The 14,743-nt window shown below is 69.6% G+C and carries 14 protein-coding genes; 9 read left to right on the forward strand and 5 right to left on the reverse strand.

What is annotated here, in order from left to right:
- Positions 1 to 67: 67 nt before the first annotated feature.
- The 5 genes from ACLQ7T_RS07410 (at position 68) to ACLQ7T_RS07430 (ending at position 5,928) form a co-directional block, all read left to right on the forward strand.
- Complete coding sequence (locus ACLQ7T_RS07410) at positions 68 to 2,188, forward strand: phosphocholine-specific phospholipase C (protein ID WP_420478835.1); 2,121 nt, start codon at positions 68 to 70, stop codon at positions 2,186 to 2,188.
- A 73-nt stretch (positions 2,189 to 2,261) separates the two neighbouring features.
- On the forward strand, positions 2,262 to 3,176 hold the full coding sequence (locus ACLQ7T_RS07415; RefSeq protein WP_420478836.1) for a DUF4232 domain-containing protein: 915 nt from the start codon (positions 2,262 to 2,264) through the stop codon (positions 3,174 to 3,176).
- A gap of 40 nt (positions 3,177 to 3,216) precedes the next feature.
- Complete coding sequence (locus tag ACLQ7T_RS07420) at positions 3,217 to 4,407, forward strand: glycine C-acetyltransferase (protein WP_420478837.1); 1,191 nt, start codon at positions 3,217 to 3,219, stop codon at positions 4,405 to 4,407.
- Positions 4,407 to 5,459: an L-threonine 3-dehydrogenase gene (tdh, locus tag ACLQ7T_RS07425; RefSeq protein WP_489671808.1), complete on the forward strand. Its 1,053-nt coding sequence runs from the start codon at positions 4,407 to 4,409 to the stop codon at positions 5,457 to 5,459. Before ACLQ7T_RS07420 ends, tdh begins: the two co-directional genes overlap by 1 nt.
- Before the next feature lie 88 nt (positions 5,460 to 5,547).
- The gene (locus tag ACLQ7T_RS07430; protein WP_420478838.1) at positions 5,548 to 5,928 is read left to right on the forward strand and encodes an opioid growth factor receptor-related protein; all 381 of its coding nucleotides are present in this window, start codon (positions 5,548 to 5,550) and stop codon (positions 5,926 to 5,928) included.
- Here the strand turns inward: ACLQ7T_RS07430 and ACLQ7T_RS07435 are convergent.
- Both ACLQ7T_RS07435 and ACLQ7T_RS07440 read right to left on the reverse strand, forming a co-directional pair.
- A complete protein-coding gene (locus ACLQ7T_RS07435; protein ID WP_420478839.1) occupies positions 5,925 to 6,320 on the reverse strand; it encodes a hypothetical protein in 396 nt (131 codons plus the stop codon). The genes ACLQ7T_RS07430 and ACLQ7T_RS07435 overlap by 4 nt on opposite strands.
- A 74-nt stretch (positions 6,321 to 6,394) precedes the next feature.
- Positions 6,395 to 7,384 carry a DNA topoisomerase IB gene (locus ACLQ7T_RS07440; protein WP_420478840.1) on the reverse strand — a complete coding sequence of 330 codons (990 nt, stop codon included), beginning with the start codon at positions 7,382 to 7,384 and terminating at the stop codon, positions 6,395 to 6,397.
- Between the two features lie 182 nt (positions 7,385 to 7,566).
- On the opposite strand from ACLQ7T_RS07440, the gene rlmJ reads away from it, so the two are divergent.
- Positions 7,567 to 8,385: a 23S rRNA (adenine(2030)-N(6))-methyltransferase RlmJ gene (gene rlmJ, locus ACLQ7T_RS07445; RefSeq protein WP_420478841.1), complete on the forward strand. Its 819-nt coding sequence runs from the start codon at positions 7,567 to 7,569 to the stop codon at positions 8,383 to 8,385.
- Between the two features lie 6 nt (positions 8,386 to 8,391).
- On the opposite strand, the gene ACLQ7T_RS07450 is transcribed toward rlmJ, so the two are convergent.
- Positions 8,392 to 8,700 carry an antibiotic biosynthesis monooxygenase family protein gene (locus ACLQ7T_RS07450; RefSeq protein WP_420478842.1) on the reverse strand — a complete coding sequence of 103 codons (309 nt, stop codon included), beginning with the start codon at positions 8,698 to 8,700 and terminating at the stop codon, positions 8,392 to 8,394.
- Between the two features lie 121 nt (positions 8,701 to 8,821).
- Here ACLQ7T_RS07450 and ACLQ7T_RS07455 point away from each other — a divergent pair, with 121 nt between their 5' ends.
- Both ACLQ7T_RS07455 and ACLQ7T_RS07460 read left to right on the forward strand, forming a co-directional pair.
- Positions 8,822 to 9,511, forward strand: coding sequence for a glutamine amidotransferase-related protein (locus ACLQ7T_RS07455; RefSeq protein WP_420478843.1), 690 nt, complete (start codon positions 8,822 to 8,824; stop codon positions 9,509 to 9,511).
- Between the two features lie 36 nt (positions 9,512 to 9,547).
- Positions 9,548 to 12,043: an ATP-binding protein gene (locus tag ACLQ7T_RS07460; protein ID WP_420478844.1), complete on the forward strand. Its 2,496-nt coding sequence runs from the start codon at positions 9,548 to 9,550 to the stop codon at positions 12,041 to 12,043.
- A gap of 3 nt (positions 12,044 to 12,046) precedes the next feature.
- On the opposite strand, the gene hemF is transcribed toward ACLQ7T_RS07460, so the two are convergent.
- On the reverse strand, positions 12,047 to 12,922 hold the full coding sequence (gene hemF / locus ACLQ7T_RS07465; protein ID WP_420478845.1) for an oxygen-dependent coproporphyrinogen oxidase: 876 nt from the start codon (positions 12,920 to 12,922) through the stop codon (positions 12,047 to 12,049).
- Between the two features lie 100 nt (positions 12,923 to 13,022).
- On the opposite strand from hemF, the gene ACLQ7T_RS07470 reads away from it, so the two are divergent.
- Positions 13,023 to 14,285, forward strand: a complete 1,263-nt coding sequence (locus tag ACLQ7T_RS07470; protein ID WP_420478846.1) for a dipeptidase — start codon at positions 13,023 to 13,025, stop codon at positions 14,283 to 14,285.
- Between the two features lie 3 nt (positions 14,286 to 14,288).
- Here the strand turns inward: ACLQ7T_RS07470 and ACLQ7T_RS07475 are convergent, their stop codons facing one another.
- Positions 14,289 to 14,738, reverse strand: coding sequence for a tRNA (cytidine(34)-2'-O)-methyltransferase (locus ACLQ7T_RS07475; RefSeq protein WP_420478847.1), 450 nt, complete (start codon positions 14,736 to 14,738; stop codon positions 14,289 to 14,291).
- Positions 14,739 to 14,743: the final 5 nt, after the last annotated feature.

The following is a 14,743-nucleotide window of genomic DNA, read 5'->3' on the forward strand; positions in this document are numbered from 1 at the left end:
CACGCCGGGTTCGCACGGCCGTGCTTGGAGAGGGGGCTGCCCGCAGCCTTTTCTCCCGGAGCCGGTCATGGACCTGAATCGTCGTCGCCTTCTGGCCGCCGCCGGCGCGGGAGGGCTGATGCTGCCCGCCATCGCCCGCGCCATGAGCATTCCGGCCGACGTCCGGTCGGGCACCATCGCCGACGTCGATCATGTGGTCATCCTGATGCAGGAGAACCGTTCGTTTGATCACTATTTCGGGGCCTTCCGCGGCGTTCGGGGTTTCGGCGACCGCTTTCCGATCCCGCTGGCCGACACCGACCTGCGCAAGGGGCGAACCTGCTGGGTGCAGGCCAACCCCCGTCCGAACGACGCCGGACGGCCGCCGCTGGTGTCTCCCTTCGCCCTGAACACCACGACCGATTTCAGGCTCATGCGGGTGGAGGGCACGCCGCACAGCTGGCCCGACGCCCAGGCCGCATGGGACGAGGGGCGGATGTCCGCCTGGCCCGTCGCCAAGACCGAGCATTCCATGGGCTACTACCGTGAGGAGGACATCCCCTGGCAGTACGCCCTCGCGGACGCCTTCACCCTCTGCGACGCCTATCACTGCTCGATCCAGACCGGCACCAACTCGAACCGGCTGTTCCTGTGGAGCGGGACCAATGATCCCTCGGGGCTCAAGGGCGGGCCCTCGATCTCCAACTCCCACGACAGGCTCGTCGAGGACGGCGGCCACCCCGACGGCTACCGCTGGTCGACCTATCCCGAGCGCCTGCAGGCGGCAGGCGTCAGCTGGCGCATCTACCAGGACATGGCGGACAACTTCACCGACAATCCGGTGGCGGGGTTCCAGACCTTCCGCGACAGCCACGCGGGCGCGCCGGGCTCCGATCCGGAACTGGCCGCGCGCGGGCTCAGCACCCGTCACCTGGACGGCCTGCGGGAGGATGTCCTGTCCGGGACCCTGCCCCGGGTGTCCTGGATCGTCGCTCCGGCCGCGGACTCGGAGCACCCGAGCCCGTCCAGCCCGGCCCAGGGCGCGGACTACACCGCCCGCGTCATCGACGCCCTGACCGCGGATCCCGCCGTCTGGGCGCGGACCGTCCTGTTCCTCACCTTCGACGAGAACGACGGCTTCTTTGATCACATGCCGCCGCCGGCGCCGCCGTCGCGCGCCGGCCGCGAACCGCTCGAGAACCTGGGCGGCTCCACCGTCAGCACCGCCGGCGAGCATCACCTCGAGACCACGCCCAGCGAGGCCCGGACCGAACGGCCGGAGCTTATGGGCCGCCCCTACGGCCTGGGTCCGCGGGTGCCGATGTATGTCCTTTCGCCGTGGAGCCGGGGCGGCTGGGTCAACTCGCAGGTCTTCGACCACACCTCGGTGATCCGCTTCCTGGAAACCCGCTTCGGGGTCATGGAGCCGAACATCTCGCCCTGGCGCCGCGCGGTCTGCGGCGATCTGACCAGCGCGTTCGATTTCCGGACGCCCAATGCGCCCTTCCCGACAGGTCTGCCGGAGACCGGGACCGGCGCCGCGCGCGCCGCCGCCCTGCCGGGACGCACCGCGCCGACGACGCCGTCCGAGCCCGGAACGCCTGTGCAGGCGGCCGGTCACCGCCCCTCCCGCGCCCTTCCGTACGCGCTGGACGTGGAGGAGCAGGGCGGAGCCGACGCCCGGGGGCTGCGCTTCCGCAACGACGGCGCGGCCGGCGCCGTCTTCCATGTCTATGATCGCCTGCGTCTGGACCGCGCGCCCCGCCGCTATACCGTCGGGGCGGGGGACAGTCTCTCCGGCCTGTGGGACCCCGGCGCCTACGATCTCTGGGTCCTGGGGCCGAACGGTTTCCATCGCCACCTGATCGGGGACGCCCGGCGACCGGAGCCCGTTCTGACCCTGCGGGCGCATCCCCGCCGGTCGGGGCTCGAGCTGATCGTGGCGAACCCGACGGATCGACCGCTCACGCTGCATCTCGACGCCAACGCCTATCAGGCCGGGGCGGCGACCCGGATCCTGCGCGCACGGCCGGGGGGGCGGGTCGCGTGGGTCTGGCCGGTCGCCGACAGTGGGGGCTGGTACGACCTGTCGATCCGCTGTCCGGAGCTCGACGGCTGGTCGAGGCGGGTGGCGGGCCGCCTCGAGACCGGGGCCGACTCGATCTCGGACCCCGCCATGGGCGGGCCGGCGATCCTGGACCAGGTCTGACGCGCGCCGTCTTGCGCAAGCGGAGCCTTTGCCGTTCGTTGGCGTTAACCGTGCGACCGGGAAAGGGAACCTCATGCGTCTGACCGCCGCCTGCTCCGCCGTCTCCATTCTGGCCCTCGTGCTCTCGGGGTGCACGCAGGAGGCGGAGTCGCCGCCGACGCCCATGGCCGAGGCGCCCGCCCCGACGGCGCCCTCCGCCCCGCCCGTCAGCTATGCGTGCGAGAGCGGCCAGCCGGTCACCGTGGCCTATCCCGACACCGCCACCGCCCAGCTGGCCTACAAGGGCCAGACCTATGTGCTGCGGACCGTGCAGGCGGCGTCCGGGGCCCGGTACGTCGGCTCCGGCATCGAGTGGTGGACGGCGACGCGCGACGGCGTCGAAAGCGCCATCCTCAGCCGTCTCGGGCCCAATGAGGAGGTCGGCGCGGCGGTGCTGGAGCGGTGCAGCCGTCCGTCCGCCGGTCCGGTCGCGCCCGGCCCGGTTCCGACGCCGACGCCGGCGCCGGGCGGCGTCCTGCCCGCCGCCGCGCCGTGCCGGGGCCCGCAGCTGAAGCTGTCCAACGAAGGGGGCGACGCCGGGGCCGGAAACCGCGTGGCCAATATCGGCATCCAGAACATCGGCAGCGCGGCGTGCAGCCTGACCGGCTATCCGGGCGTGGTGCTTCAGGATCGTCAGGGGCGCAATCTGACCGCCATCCGCAGCGAGCAGAGCCCGGGCAGCTATTTCACCGCCGGCCAGGCGCCGGCTCCGGTCACCCTGGCCCCGCAGGCGAAGGCGGCCTTTGAGCTGGCGTGGAACGTCGTGCCGAACGAGGCCCAGGGCCAGACCAGTTGCCCGAACGTGACCCGGATCCGGGTCACGGCGCCGGGCGACACCTCGGCGGCCTCGCTGGAACTCGCGTTCGCCCCCTGTGGCGGTCGTGTGCGGGTCAGTCCGATCCGTACCCTGGTCCCCGAGGGCACGCCCGCGCCGGAGCCCGCCGTTTAGGGGGTTCAATAGTGCGCGGATTCGGCGTAGCGGAGCGCGCATGACAGCGACCTTCTATGACCGCGTCTCCGCGGAACTCGCCGACATCGAAGCCCAGGGGCTGACCAAGCCCGAGCGCGTGATCGCCTCCCGGCAGGGGCCGGTGATCAAGGTCGGCGGGCGCGACGTGCTCAATTTCTGCGCCAACAACTACCTCGGCCTCGCCGGCGACGAGCGGGTGACCCAGGCGGGCATCCGGGCCCAGGAAAAATGGGGCGCGGGCACGGCCTCGGTTCGCTTCATCTGCGGCACGCTGGAAATCCACAAGGAACTGGAGCGCGCCATCGCCGACTACCTCGGCTTTGAGGACACCATCCTGTTCGCCGCCGCCTTCGACGCCAACGGCGGCATCTTCGAGCCCCTGTTCGGCGCCGACGACGCCATCATCTCCGACAGCCTGAACCACGCCTCGATCATCGACGGCGTCCGTCTGTGCAAGGCCAAGCGCTACCGCTTCGCCACCTCGGACATGGACGACCTCGAGGCCCAGCTGAAGCAGGCCCGGGCTGACGGCGCCAAGGAGATCATCATCGCCACCGACGGCGCCTTCTCGATGGACGGCTACATCGCCAAACTGAAGGACATCCGGGCGCTGGCCGACCGGTACAACGCCCTGATCATGGTCGACGACTGCCACGCGACCGGCTTCCTCGGCCCGCGGGGGCGCGGCTCCTTCGCATGGAACGACGTCGAGGTCGACTTCGTCACCGGCACCTTCGGCAAGGCGTTGGGCGGCGCCATGGGCGGCTTTATCTGCGCGAAGTCCAACGTCGTGGCCCTGCTGAAACAGCGCGCACGGCCCTACCTCTTCTCCAACGCCCTCAGCCCCGCCGTCTGCGGGTCGTCGCTGGAGGCCATCCGCATCGCCGCGGGTGAAGAGGGCGACACGCTGCGCGAACAGCTGTTCGCCAACGCCGCCCGCTACCGCAAGGCCATGACCGAGGCGGGCTTCACCCTGCAGCCGGGCGAGCACCCGATCATCCCGGTCATGCTGGGCGACGCCAGGCTGGCGCAGGACATGGCCGCCCGTCTGCTGGAGCTGGGCGTCTACGTCATCGGCTTCAGCTTCCCGGTGGTGCCGCGCGGACAGGCCCGCATCCGCACCCAGATGTCGGCGGCGCACACCTTCGAACAGATTGATCAAGCGGTCGCGGCGTTCACGACGGCCGGCAAGGAACTGGGAGTGATCTGATGACCGACACCATGAAGGCCCTGGCCAAGACGAAACCCGAGGTCGGCCTCGAGCTGATCGACGCGCCGATCCCGTCGCCGGGCGACGAGGATGTGCTGATCAAGGTCAAGCGCACCGCCGTCTGCGGCACCGACATCCACATCTGGAACTGGGATGAGTGGTCGCAGAAGAACGTGCCGGTCCCGATGATCACCGGCCACGAGTTCGCGGGCGAGATCGTCGCCATCGGCAAGGATGTGGATCGCCGCCTCAAGGTCGGCCAGCGCGTGTCGGCCGAGGGCCATGTCATCGACCTGAACTCCGAAGCGGCCCGCGCCGGTCACTTCCATCTGGACCCGGACACCCGCGGCATCGGCGTGAACCGTCAGGGCGCCTTCGCCGAGTACGTGGTGGCCCCGGCCTTCAACGTGATCGAGCTGCCGGACGACGTGCCCTACGAGATCGGCTCGATCCTCGACCCCTTCGGCAACGCCGTGCACACCGCGCAGCAGTTCGACCTGCTGGGCGAGGACGTCATCGTCACCGGCGCCGGCCCCATCGGCATGATGGCCGCCGCTGTCGCCCGTCACGCGGGCGCCCGCACCGTCGTCCTGACAGACATCAACGATTTCCGCCTCGAGCTGGCCCAGAAGGTCGCCCCGGGCGTGCGCACGGTGAACACCAGCAAGGAAGACCTGCGCGACGTCATGCACGAGCTGGGCCTGAAGGTCGGCTTCGACGTGGCGCTGGAAATGTCGGGCTCGCCGATCGCCTTCAAGCAGTGCGTCGACACCCTGATCATGGGCGGCGGCATGGCCATGCTGGGCATTCCGTCAAAGCCGATGGAGACCGACTGGGGCCAGATCATCCTCAAGGCCCTGACCATCAAGGGCGTTTACGGCCGCGAGATGTTCACCACCTGGCGCAAGATGCTGGGCCTGCTGAAGGCCGGTCTGGACCTCCAGCCGCTCATCACCCACCAGATGTCCTACGAGAACTACCGCGAAGGCTTCGAGGCGATGCGCTCGGGCCAATCGGGCAAGGTGGTGCTCAACTGGGATCAGGCGGCCTGAGGAGGCGGGGCTGAGCGAGACCGCGCATCCTGTCCTCGCCTTCCTTGAAGGGGCGGGGGCCGACGGCCGGGGGCGGCTGATCTTCGACGTGCTGGCGTTCAACAACGCCGCGCTCGAACGGACCCACGACTACATCCAGTGGGTGTTTCCGCTGACCGAGCCCTCCGCCGCCCTGCCGGACGCGCCGGTGTTGTCATCCGACGAGGCCGCGGCGATCTCGGGTTCGAGCATGGCCCAGATCGTTCTGGCGGGCGCGACCGACCGGATGGCGGCCTTCTATCGCGACACCAATCACTGGCTGAAGGCCGAGGATCACAACCATCTGCGGATCACCCGCATCATCCGGTCGCTTCGACTTCTGCGCGGTGACGACGCGGCGGAGGCGTTCAAGGCCTGGATCATGGCCCGGGTGGACGCGACCGGGGCGCCGGTCAGCGCCCGCAGTCGCGGTTACTGGCTGACGGCCTAGGCCGCCAGAACGACCTTGCGGCCGGTGGCCCGGAATACGATCACCGTCCAGACGATCATGCCCAGCACGACCAGCGTCGGGCCGAGGATGAGCAGGATCTGGGCGATCGGCATCAGGCCGGCGACCTCGAACACGGCGAGGGTCAGGCCGATCATCATGACCGGCAGGCCCAGCCCGGCGAGCGCCAGGTGAACCTTCGGCAGCCGGCCTTCGGCGGCCTCCGGGAAGGCGCGGTAGAACAGACCGTACAGGAACATCGACACCCAGCCGAGCAGGTTGATGTGCGCGTGGACGGGCGAGACGATGAAGTTGTGCGTCATGCCCATCCAGTAGCCCAGGCCGACGCCCAGCAAGACGAACAGAACACTCATACGCAAAAAGATACTGGACATGGTTCGGGTCCCTCCGACGATTAACGGGCGGGTCGTAAACCGTCGTTCTGCGCGAGGGACAAGTTACATCGCCGTCAGGTCAGGGACCGGATCAGGGCGGTCTCGAACCCCTTGGCGTCCGGGCCGGGCAGGGCGCGCAGTTCGCCGGTCTCGAACATGTTGAAAACCTTGGGGTGGACGTAGGACGACCGGCAGACGGTCGGCGTATTGCCCAGCAGGCCCGCCACCGCCTTGACGCAGACGGTGATCTTTCGCTTCGCGTCGGTGGCGGACGTCGGGGCGTCCGCCTCGCGCAGCGCCCGCGCCGCCGAAACGGTCCCGGCCCAGGTCCGGAAGTCCTTGGCCGAGAACTGCTCGCCCATCGCCGCGCGGATGTAGGCGTTCACATCGTCCGAACCGATCGGACACAGGTCGCCGTCCGCGCTGCGGTATTTGAACAGGTGCTGGCCCGGCAGCTCCCGCAGCGAGCGCACCACCGTCGCCAGCCGTCGGTCGCGCACCCGCACCTCGTGCTCCACCCCGCTCTTGCCCCGGAAGGCGAAACCCAGGGCCGCGCCGTCCACCTCCAGATGCCGCTTGTGCAGGGTGGTCAGGCCGTAGGAGCGGTTCTGCTTCGCGTACTCGGCGTTGCCGACCCGGATCAGGGTGATCTCCAGGAGGCGCACGGCGGTGGCCAGAACCTTGTCCCGGCTCACGCCCCGCTTCGCCAGATCGGCCTCGACCCGCTCGCGCAGCTTCGGCAGTTTGCGGGCGAAGGCGGGCAGGCGCTCGAACTTGCTTTCCGAGGCGTGGCGGCTCCAGTCGGGGTGGTAGCGGTACTGCTTGCGTCCCTTCGCATCCCGTCCGGTCGCCTGGATGTGGCCGGTGGCGCGAGGACAGATCCAGACGTCGGTCCAGGCGGGCGGAATGGCCAATCCCCGGATGCGGTCCAGCACCCTCTTGTCGGTCACGGTCTTGCCGCTCCTGTCCAGGTAGCGGAAGCCGCTGCCCGAGCGACGTCGCGTCAGGCCGGCCATCTCGTCGCTGCACCATGTCAGCCCCTCCGGAACCTCGACATCGGTCACGCCGCGACCTCCACGCCGTCCTGTCGCTGCGTCCGGGGCCGCTTCGCCCCGCGCCTTGCGGTCTCGGCGCCGGCTCGCGGCGTGTCGGGAGGGACGGGCTGGTCGTTCATGGCGAACTGCAACGAGGGTTGCCTGAAGCGGTTCCTCTTGACCCGGCGGGCCCGGAGGGGGAGGGCAGGGGCATGAACTACCGCCACAGCTTCCACGCCGGGAATTTCGCCGATCTGGTCAAGCACGCGCTCGTGCTCTGGCTGCTGGATCGCCGCATGGGCGACGGCCCCGTCACGGTCATCGACACCCACGCGGGGGCGGGCGTCTACGATCTCAGCGGCGACGCCGCGCGGTCCAGGGAGGCCGAGGCGGGTATTCTCCGGCTGATGGCCTCAGGCGACCGGCCGCCCCTGATCGAGGCGCTGGCCGGAGCCGTGGCTGGGCTGAACCCCCACGGCGGCGCCAATCTCTATCCCGGGTCGCCCCTGCTGGTGGCGCAGCGTCTCCGGCGCGACGACCGTTACATCGGTTTCGAACTGAATCCGCCGGTGCTCGATCTGCTGGTGCAGGCGCTGGCGCCTTTCCCGCAGGCGACGGGGCGAGGCGGGGACGGCTACGACCAGGCGCGCGCCGAGGCCGCCCGGGCCCCCGGCGCCTTCGTCCTGATCGACCCGCCCTTCGAACGGCCCGACGACTATCTCCGGGCGGCGGACACCGCGGCGGCGATCGTTCGCGGCGACGCGCGGGCCATGGTCGCCATCTGGACGCCGCTGAAGGATCTGGAGACCTTCGACGGCTTCCTGCGGCGTCTGGATGAGGCGGGGGCGAAGCGGGTGCTGGTCGCCGAGGCGCGCCTGCGTCCCCTGACCAATCCGATGAAGATGAACGGCTGCGCCATGGTGATCCTGAACCCGCCCGCCGGGGCGGAGGCGGCGGCGGTCGAGGTCTGCGGCTGGGTGGCCGACACGCTCGGCGATACCGGTGCGAAGGGCGAGGTCTGGACGACCTGACGACCGTCAGTCGGCCTCGATCACCTCGCCGGCCTCGTACAGGTGCGGCTCGAAGGTCGCCAGGGCCATGATCGGCTCCATGGCGGCCGCGACCTCGGGAAGACGCGCCATGGCCTTCCAGTCTTCCTGCGAGCGCCAGACGGCGTGAACGGCGGCCACCTTGCCGTTCAGACCGCGATGCAGGGTGGCCGAGACAAAACCGTCGGCCCCGCGCTGGGCGGCGACCATCACCGCCAGGTGTTCCATCAACAGGGCCTGCTTCTCGGGCGCGCAGCGATAGACATTGAGCAGGACCACGGGATCGGCGTCGGACATGGCGCGCCCTCTAGACCAGTTTTGCTGCAGCTTTGTACCGTTGCGCTTAAAAATCGTTCATGCGGGCGGCGTCAGCGCCGGCGTGTCGCAAACCCTGTATCCGTGGCCCCCGGAGAGCCTCATGACCCTTATCGCGATCCTCGAAACCGGCGCCCCGCCGCCCGCCCTTGCCGTCGTTCACGGGACCTATCCCGCCATGTTCGGGGGCCTGCTCGGCGAGGGCTTCCGGACGACCGCCTTCGACGTGCAGGCCGGGGCGTGGCCGGAGGCCGCGGATTTCGACGGCGCGATCATCACCGGCTCGGCCGCCGGCGTGTATGAGGCCGAGCCCTGGATCGGCGACCTGCTGGACTGGATCCGGTCGGCGAAGGGGCGCACGCGCCTGGTCGGGGTCTGCTTCGGGCACCAGGCGCTGGCGCAGGCGCTCGGCGGCCGGGTCGAGAAGTCGGACCGCGGCTGGGGCGTGGGGCTGCATCGGTACGCGGTCGTCCGCGGCGAGCCCTGGATGACGCCCGCCGCCGATGATGTCGCCATTCCGGCCTCCCATCAGGATCAGGTCGTCGCCGTGCCGGAGGCGGCGCGGGTGCTCCTCCGCAGCGATTTCACACCCTACGCCGGACTCGGCTGGGGCGAGGATGCGATCAGCTTCCAGGGTCATCCGGAGTTTACGCCCGCCTATGCGGCCGATCTGACGGCGGGACGGCGGGGACGGATCGACGGCGCGCTCGTCGACCAGGCCCTGGAGAGCCTCGGGCGGCCGGACGACCGCGCGCTTGTCTCCGATTGGATACGGACGTTCTTTCGACCGTAAACCTTACTCAAGAAATTTGTGCGAACTGTCAGGGACATGTCGCTGTCCCGGTTCGCGTTTTCTGTCGCCGTCGTGATCGCCTGTCTGGGCGGCGCAGCGGCGGCGCATGCCGAAACCCCGACCCGTCCGGCCGGGGTTCGCGAGGCGCTTCAACTGGCCGACGCCGTCGAGCGACGGGCGTCCTCCACCAGTTTCGCGGCGCTCGAGGCGTTCGGCCGGGAGGCCATGACGCGCGAGGATCGCGAGGGGCTCAACCGGCTCTACCATGTCACCTGGACGATCCTGAACCAGGGCGAGTTCGAGCGGGCCCAGGTGTGGAATGACCGGCTTCTGGCGGCCGCCCGGCGCCAGAACGACCTTCGCTACATCGACATCGCCCGGCTCAACACCCTCGGCATGCGTTACGACCAGGGCGACGCCGCCGTCGTTTCGGACATGCGCGAGATGGCCGCGACCGGCCGGGACTGGTTCGTGCGCGCCCACGCCTCGCGCCTCACCGCGCTGTGGTTGATCGACCATGCCCGGATCGGCGACGGCCTTCATCTGCTGACCCGGGCCGAGGCCGACATCCCGGAGGGCGCCCCCTTCTCGGACACCGCCCGGGCGGGGATCTGGGAAGTCGCCGGCATGGGGCTGAAGGACCTGAACGACGTCCAGGGCGCGGCCGACGCCTTCCGGAAGTTCGAGATCGACTACTCCAACCCGGTCTATCCGCGTCCGGACTTCGACAGTCTCTACAATCTGGCGATGATGGCGGTTTCGGTCGGGGCGGCGGATCGGGCCGAACGCTATTTCGCCGCCCACCATCGTCTGGCGTTGCGCTCCGATCTGCCGACGCTGAAGATCTATGACGCCAGCCTGTGCGCCACCGTGGCCAATCTCCGGCAGGCGCCGGCGGCCGTGCTCGCCTGTCTGGAGCCCTACGGCGAAGACCTTGGCGAGGCGGCCTTCCTGGCCCGGGACGCCCTGCCATTGCGGGCGATCGCCCGTGCGCGCACCGGCCAGACCGCGGCGGCGCGGCGCGATCTCGCCCGGCTGAGGGCGCTGGAGCGCGAGGTGGGCCGTCAGTCCGAGATCAATTTCGTGGAGGCCGAGGTTCTGTTCGCCGAAGGGCGGACCGGGGACGCCTACGCTCTTCTGCGCGCCTACACCCTGTCCGACCGCACCAGCGCGGCCCAGGCCTTCAGCGCCGGTGTCCACCAGGTGACCGGCAATATGCAGGAACAGCTGGTGGAGCGGCGGAACCAGCTGGAAACCGCCAGCGCCAACACCCGGCTGCAGCTGGCGATCACCATCATCGCGGTCCTCTTCATGCTCTGCGCCGTCGGCGCCGTCGGCTGGCTCTGGCGGCAGGCGATCCACCTGCGTCAGGCGCGCCGGCGGGCCGAGGAGGCGAACCGCGCCAAGTCGGAATTCCTGGCCAATATGAGCCACGAGATCCGCACCCCGCTGAACGGCGTGGTGTCGATGGCCGACTCGCTGGCGCGCCGGAATCTGGATGCCCAGGAACACGAGATGGTCGAGCTGATCCGCTCCTCCGGCGCCACGCTGGAGCGTCTGCTTTCGGACATCCTGGACAGCGCCAAGATCGAGTCCGGACAGGTGACTCTCGAGCCGGTCGCCTTCAACCTCGAACAGGCCGTCAGCGACGTCGCCGCCCTGTGGCGGGTCAAGGCCGAGGACAAGGGCGTCGCCCTTCACGTGGCGTTTGATCCCGCCCTGGCCGGGCAGGTCGAGGGCGACGCCGTTCGCCTGCGTCAGGTGCTGAACAATCTCGTCTCCAATGCGCTGAAATTCACCGCCGAGGGCGCGGTTTCGATCGCCGTCGAGGCGCTTGGGGATCATCGGGTCCGGTTCCGCGTCAGCGACACCGGAGTCGGCTTCGACGCCGAGCAGAAGAGCCGGATCTTCATCCGCTTCCAGCAGGCGGACGGGTCAATCACCCGTCGCTTCGGCGGCACCGGGCTGGGACTCGCCATCTCCACGGCCCTGGTCGACCTGATGGGCGGCGTGCTGGACTGCGAGAGCACGCCGGGCGAGGGGGCGGCCTTCTGGTTCGAGATTCCGCTGACGCCGGTCGAAACCGTCGTCGTTGAAGCCGGGGCGTCGGCCGACACGGTCGATGTCGCCGCGGCGCCCCTGCGCATCCTGTTGGCCGACGATCACCCCGCCAACCGCAAGGTGGTCGAAATCATGCTGGCCGCCACCGCCATGGAGATGGTCGCGGTCGAGGACGGTCAGCAGGCGCTGGACGCCTTCCGCGAAGGCGGCTTCGACCTGGTGCTGATGGACATGCAGATGCCCGTCATGGACGGCCTGACCGCCACCCGCGCCATCCGCGATCTGGAAATCGCCGAGGGGCGGGTCCGCACGCCGGTCATCATGTTGACCGCCAACGCCATGGCTGAACACGTGGAGGCGGGCCGTCAGGCCGGCGCCGACGGTCACCTGACCAAGCCGGTCACCCTCGCCAGCCTGTTCGACGCCATCGGCGCCGCCCTGCAGGGCGAGGAACAGGCCGAGGCGGCCTGAGGCTCAGGGCCACTTCACCACGGGCGGCATGGAGCTGAGGATCGAGCCGACGTTGCCGCCGGTCTTCAGGCCGAACATGGTCCCGCGGTCGTACAGCAGGTTGAACTCGACGTAGCGGCCCCGCCGGACCAGCTGTTCCTCGCGTTCCTCCGCCGTCCAGGCCTCGGTCATCCGGCCGGAGACGATCCGCGAATAGACGTCCAGGAAGGCCTTGCCGACATCGCGGGTGAAGGCGAAGTCGCGGTCCCAGTCGCCGCTGTCGTGGTGGTCATAGAAGATGCCGCCGGTGCCGCGCGGTTCGTTGCGGTGGGGCAGGAAGAAATACTCGTCGCACCAGGCCTTGAACTTCGGATGCCAGCTCGGGTCGTGAGCGTCGCACGCGGCCTTCATCGCGGCGTGGAAGGCGACGGTGTCCGCCGCATCCTGATGGCGGTCCACGTCCAGCACGGGCGTCAGGTCGCCGCCGCCGCCGAACCAGCTTTTCGTCGTGGCGATGAAGCGGGTGTTCATATGCACCGCCGGCACGCGCGGGCTGACCGGGTGGCAGATCAGGCTGATGCCGGTGGCGAAGAAGCGCGGATCCTCCGCCGCGCCGGGCACCGACTTCGCATAGTCGGCCGGGAAGGTCCCGTGAACGGTAGAGACGTGGACGCCGACCTTTTCGAACAGGCGGCCATGCATCATGCCCATGACGCCGCCACCGCCCTCCTTGCGGTCCCACGGGGTGCGGACGAAGCGGCCGGGCTCGCCGGGGAACAGATCGGCGGGCGCCGCGTCCTCCAGCGCCTCGAAGCCGGCGTGGATGCGGTCGCGCAGGGTCTCGAACCACTGGCGGGCGGCGGCCTTCTTCTGGGCGAGGGGATCGGCGGCGTCGGTCATGGCCGCTTCCTAGGCTGTGGCGACGCATGACGAAAGTGTCGCCGTTGACCCGCGCTGTCGCTCTGCCACTGTCATGGTCCCGTTTCCGGAGAGTTCGCCGATGTTCCGCACCGCCCTTCTGGCCGCCGCCGCCCTGTCCGCCGTCGCGCTTCCCGCCATGGCCCAATCAGTGTCCGGTGAGGCCCAGGCGCGGCGGATCCTCGAGCGGACTCCGCTCATCGACGGACACAACGACCTGCCCTGGGCCCTGCGCCAGGGGCATGGCAGTGATCCCTACGCCGTCGATCTGGCGACCGACCTCGATGCCTCCACAAGGCTGCATACCGACATCCCGCGCCTGCGCGCCGGCGGCGTCGGGGGGCAGTTCTGGTCGGTCTATGTGCCCGCCAGCCTCAGCCCGCCGGATGCGGCCGTCGCGACGTGGGAGCAGATCGACGTGGTCCGGCGCATGGTCGCCGCCCATCCCGAGGCCTTCGAACTGGCCACGACCGCGGATGACATCGCCCGCATCCACCGTCGCGGCCGCATCGCCAGCCTGATGGGCATCGAGGGCGGCTACTCCATCGACGACTCGCTCGGCCTGCTGCGCGAGTTTCATGAAGCCGGGGTGCGTTACATGACCCTGACCCATTCGAAGACCACGACCTGGGCCGACAGCGCCACGGACGCGCCGAAATGGGGCGGCCTGTCGCCCTTCGGCGAGCAGGTGGTCAAGGAGATGAACCGCCTCGGCATGATGGTCGATCTCAGCCACGTGTCCGAGGACACCATGCTGGACGCCATTCGCGTGTCGGAAGCGCCGGTGATCTTCTCACACTCCTCGGCCAGGGCCGTAACCGGCCACGCCCGCAACGTCCCGGACAATGTCCTGCGGCTCATGCCCGGGAACGGCGGGGTGGTGATGGTCACCTTCGTGCCGGGCTTCATCAACGAGACCGTCCGGGCCTGGAGCGCCGCGCGCGCCGCGGAGGATGCGCGCCTGAAGGCGCTCAATCCGGGCAACCCCCAGGCGGTGACCGACGGCCTCACGGCCTGGACTGCGGCCAACCCTGTTCCGCGCGCCGGCGTGGCCGACGTCGTGGCCCACATCCAGCACGTCCGCGACGTGGCCGGCATCGACCACGTCGGTCTGGGTGGCGACTTCGACGGCGTGGACTCCCTTCCGGAGGGAGTCGAAGGCGTCGACGCCTATCCCCGCATCCTCGCCGCCCTGATGGCGAACGGCTGGACCGAGGCCGACATCCGCAAGCTGGCGGGGGAAAACGTGCTTCGGGTCATGCGCGCGGTCGAGGCCGTGGCGGCGGGCAAGCGCGCGGAGCGCCCCTCGCTGGCCGTCCTGCGGAATGACGGCCCTCCGGAATAGAGGCTACGGCAGGCCGTCGCTGGTCCGGAGCGCCTCGAACAGGGCGATTCCCGCCGACACCGACAGGTTCAGCGAGCGTGCGCCGGGTCTGAGCGGGATCACGACACGCGCGTCGGCGGCCTCGTGCACAAAATCCGGCGCGCCGGTCGGTTCGCTGCCGAACAGCAACACATCGTCGGCCTCGAACGCGAAGTCCTGCAGAGGCGTCGCCCCCCTGGTCGTGAACAGAACCAGCCGTCCGGGCCCCCGGTCCCGCTGGAATTCCTCCCATCCGGCATGCCGTGTCATGTGGCTGAGCGGGCCGTAGTCGAGCGCGGCGCGTTTCATCGCCCGGTCGTCGAAACGGAAACCGGTGGGCTCGATTATGTGCAGTTCGACGCCGAAACAGGCGCTCAGCCTGATGCAGGCGCCTACGTTCTGCGGAATGGCTGGTTGAAAAAGGGCGAGACGCATTCTAG

This window comes from Brevundimonas sediminis (genome assembly GCF_048799765.1).
Lineage (GTDB): Bacteria > Pseudomonadota > Alphaproteobacteria > Caulobacterales > Caulobacteraceae > Brevundimonas.

Bases quoted from the DNA above. Each gene is read 5' to 3' on its own strand.
- ACLQ7T_RS07410 (WP_420478835.1), top strand. From the start codon at position 68: ATGGACCTGAATCGTCGTCGCCTTCTGGCCGCCGCCGGCGCGGGAGGG.
- ACLQ7T_RS07415 (WP_420478836.1), top strand. From the start codon at position 2,262: ATGCGTCTGACCGCCGCCTGCTCCGCCGTCTCCATTCTGGCCCTCGTG.
- ACLQ7T_RS07420 (WP_420478837.1), top strand. From the start codon at position 3,217: ATGACAGCGACCTTCTATGACCGCGTCTCCGCGGAACTCGCCGACATC.
- tdh (WP_489671808.1), top strand. From the start codon at position 4,407: ATGACCGACACCATGAAGGCCCTGGCCAAGACGAAACCCGAGGTCGGC.
- ACLQ7T_RS07435 (WP_420478839.1), bottom strand. From the start codon at position 6,320: ATGTCCAGTATCTTTTTGCGTATGAGTGTTCTGTTCGTCTTGCTGGGC.
- rlmJ (WP_420478841.1), top strand. From the start codon at position 7,567: ATGAACTACCGCCACAGCTTCCACGCCGGGAATTTCGCCGATCTGGTC.
- ACLQ7T_RS07450 (WP_420478842.1), bottom strand. From the start codon at position 8,700: ATGTCCGACGCCGATCCCGTGGTCCTGCTCAATGTCTATCGCTGCGCG.
- ACLQ7T_RS07455 (WP_420478843.1), top strand. From the start codon at position 8,822: ATGACCCTTATCGCGATCCTCGAAACCGGCGCCCCGCCGCCCGCCCTT.
- ACLQ7T_RS07460 (WP_420478844.1), top strand. From the start codon at position 9,548: ATGTCGCTGTCCCGGTTCGCGTTTTCTGTCGCCGTCGTGATCGCCTGT.
- hemF (WP_420478845.1), bottom strand. From the start codon at position 12,922: ATGACCGACGCCGCCGATCCCCTCGCCCAGAAGAAGGCCGCCGCCCGC.
- ACLQ7T_RS07470 (WP_420478846.1), top strand. From the start codon at position 13,023: ATGTTCCGCACCGCCCTTCTGGCCGCCGCCGCCCTGTCCGCCGTCGCG.
- ACLQ7T_RS07475 (WP_420478847.1), bottom strand. From the start codon at position 14,738: ATGCGTCTCGCCCTTTTTCAACCAGCCATTCCGCAGAACGTAGGCGCC.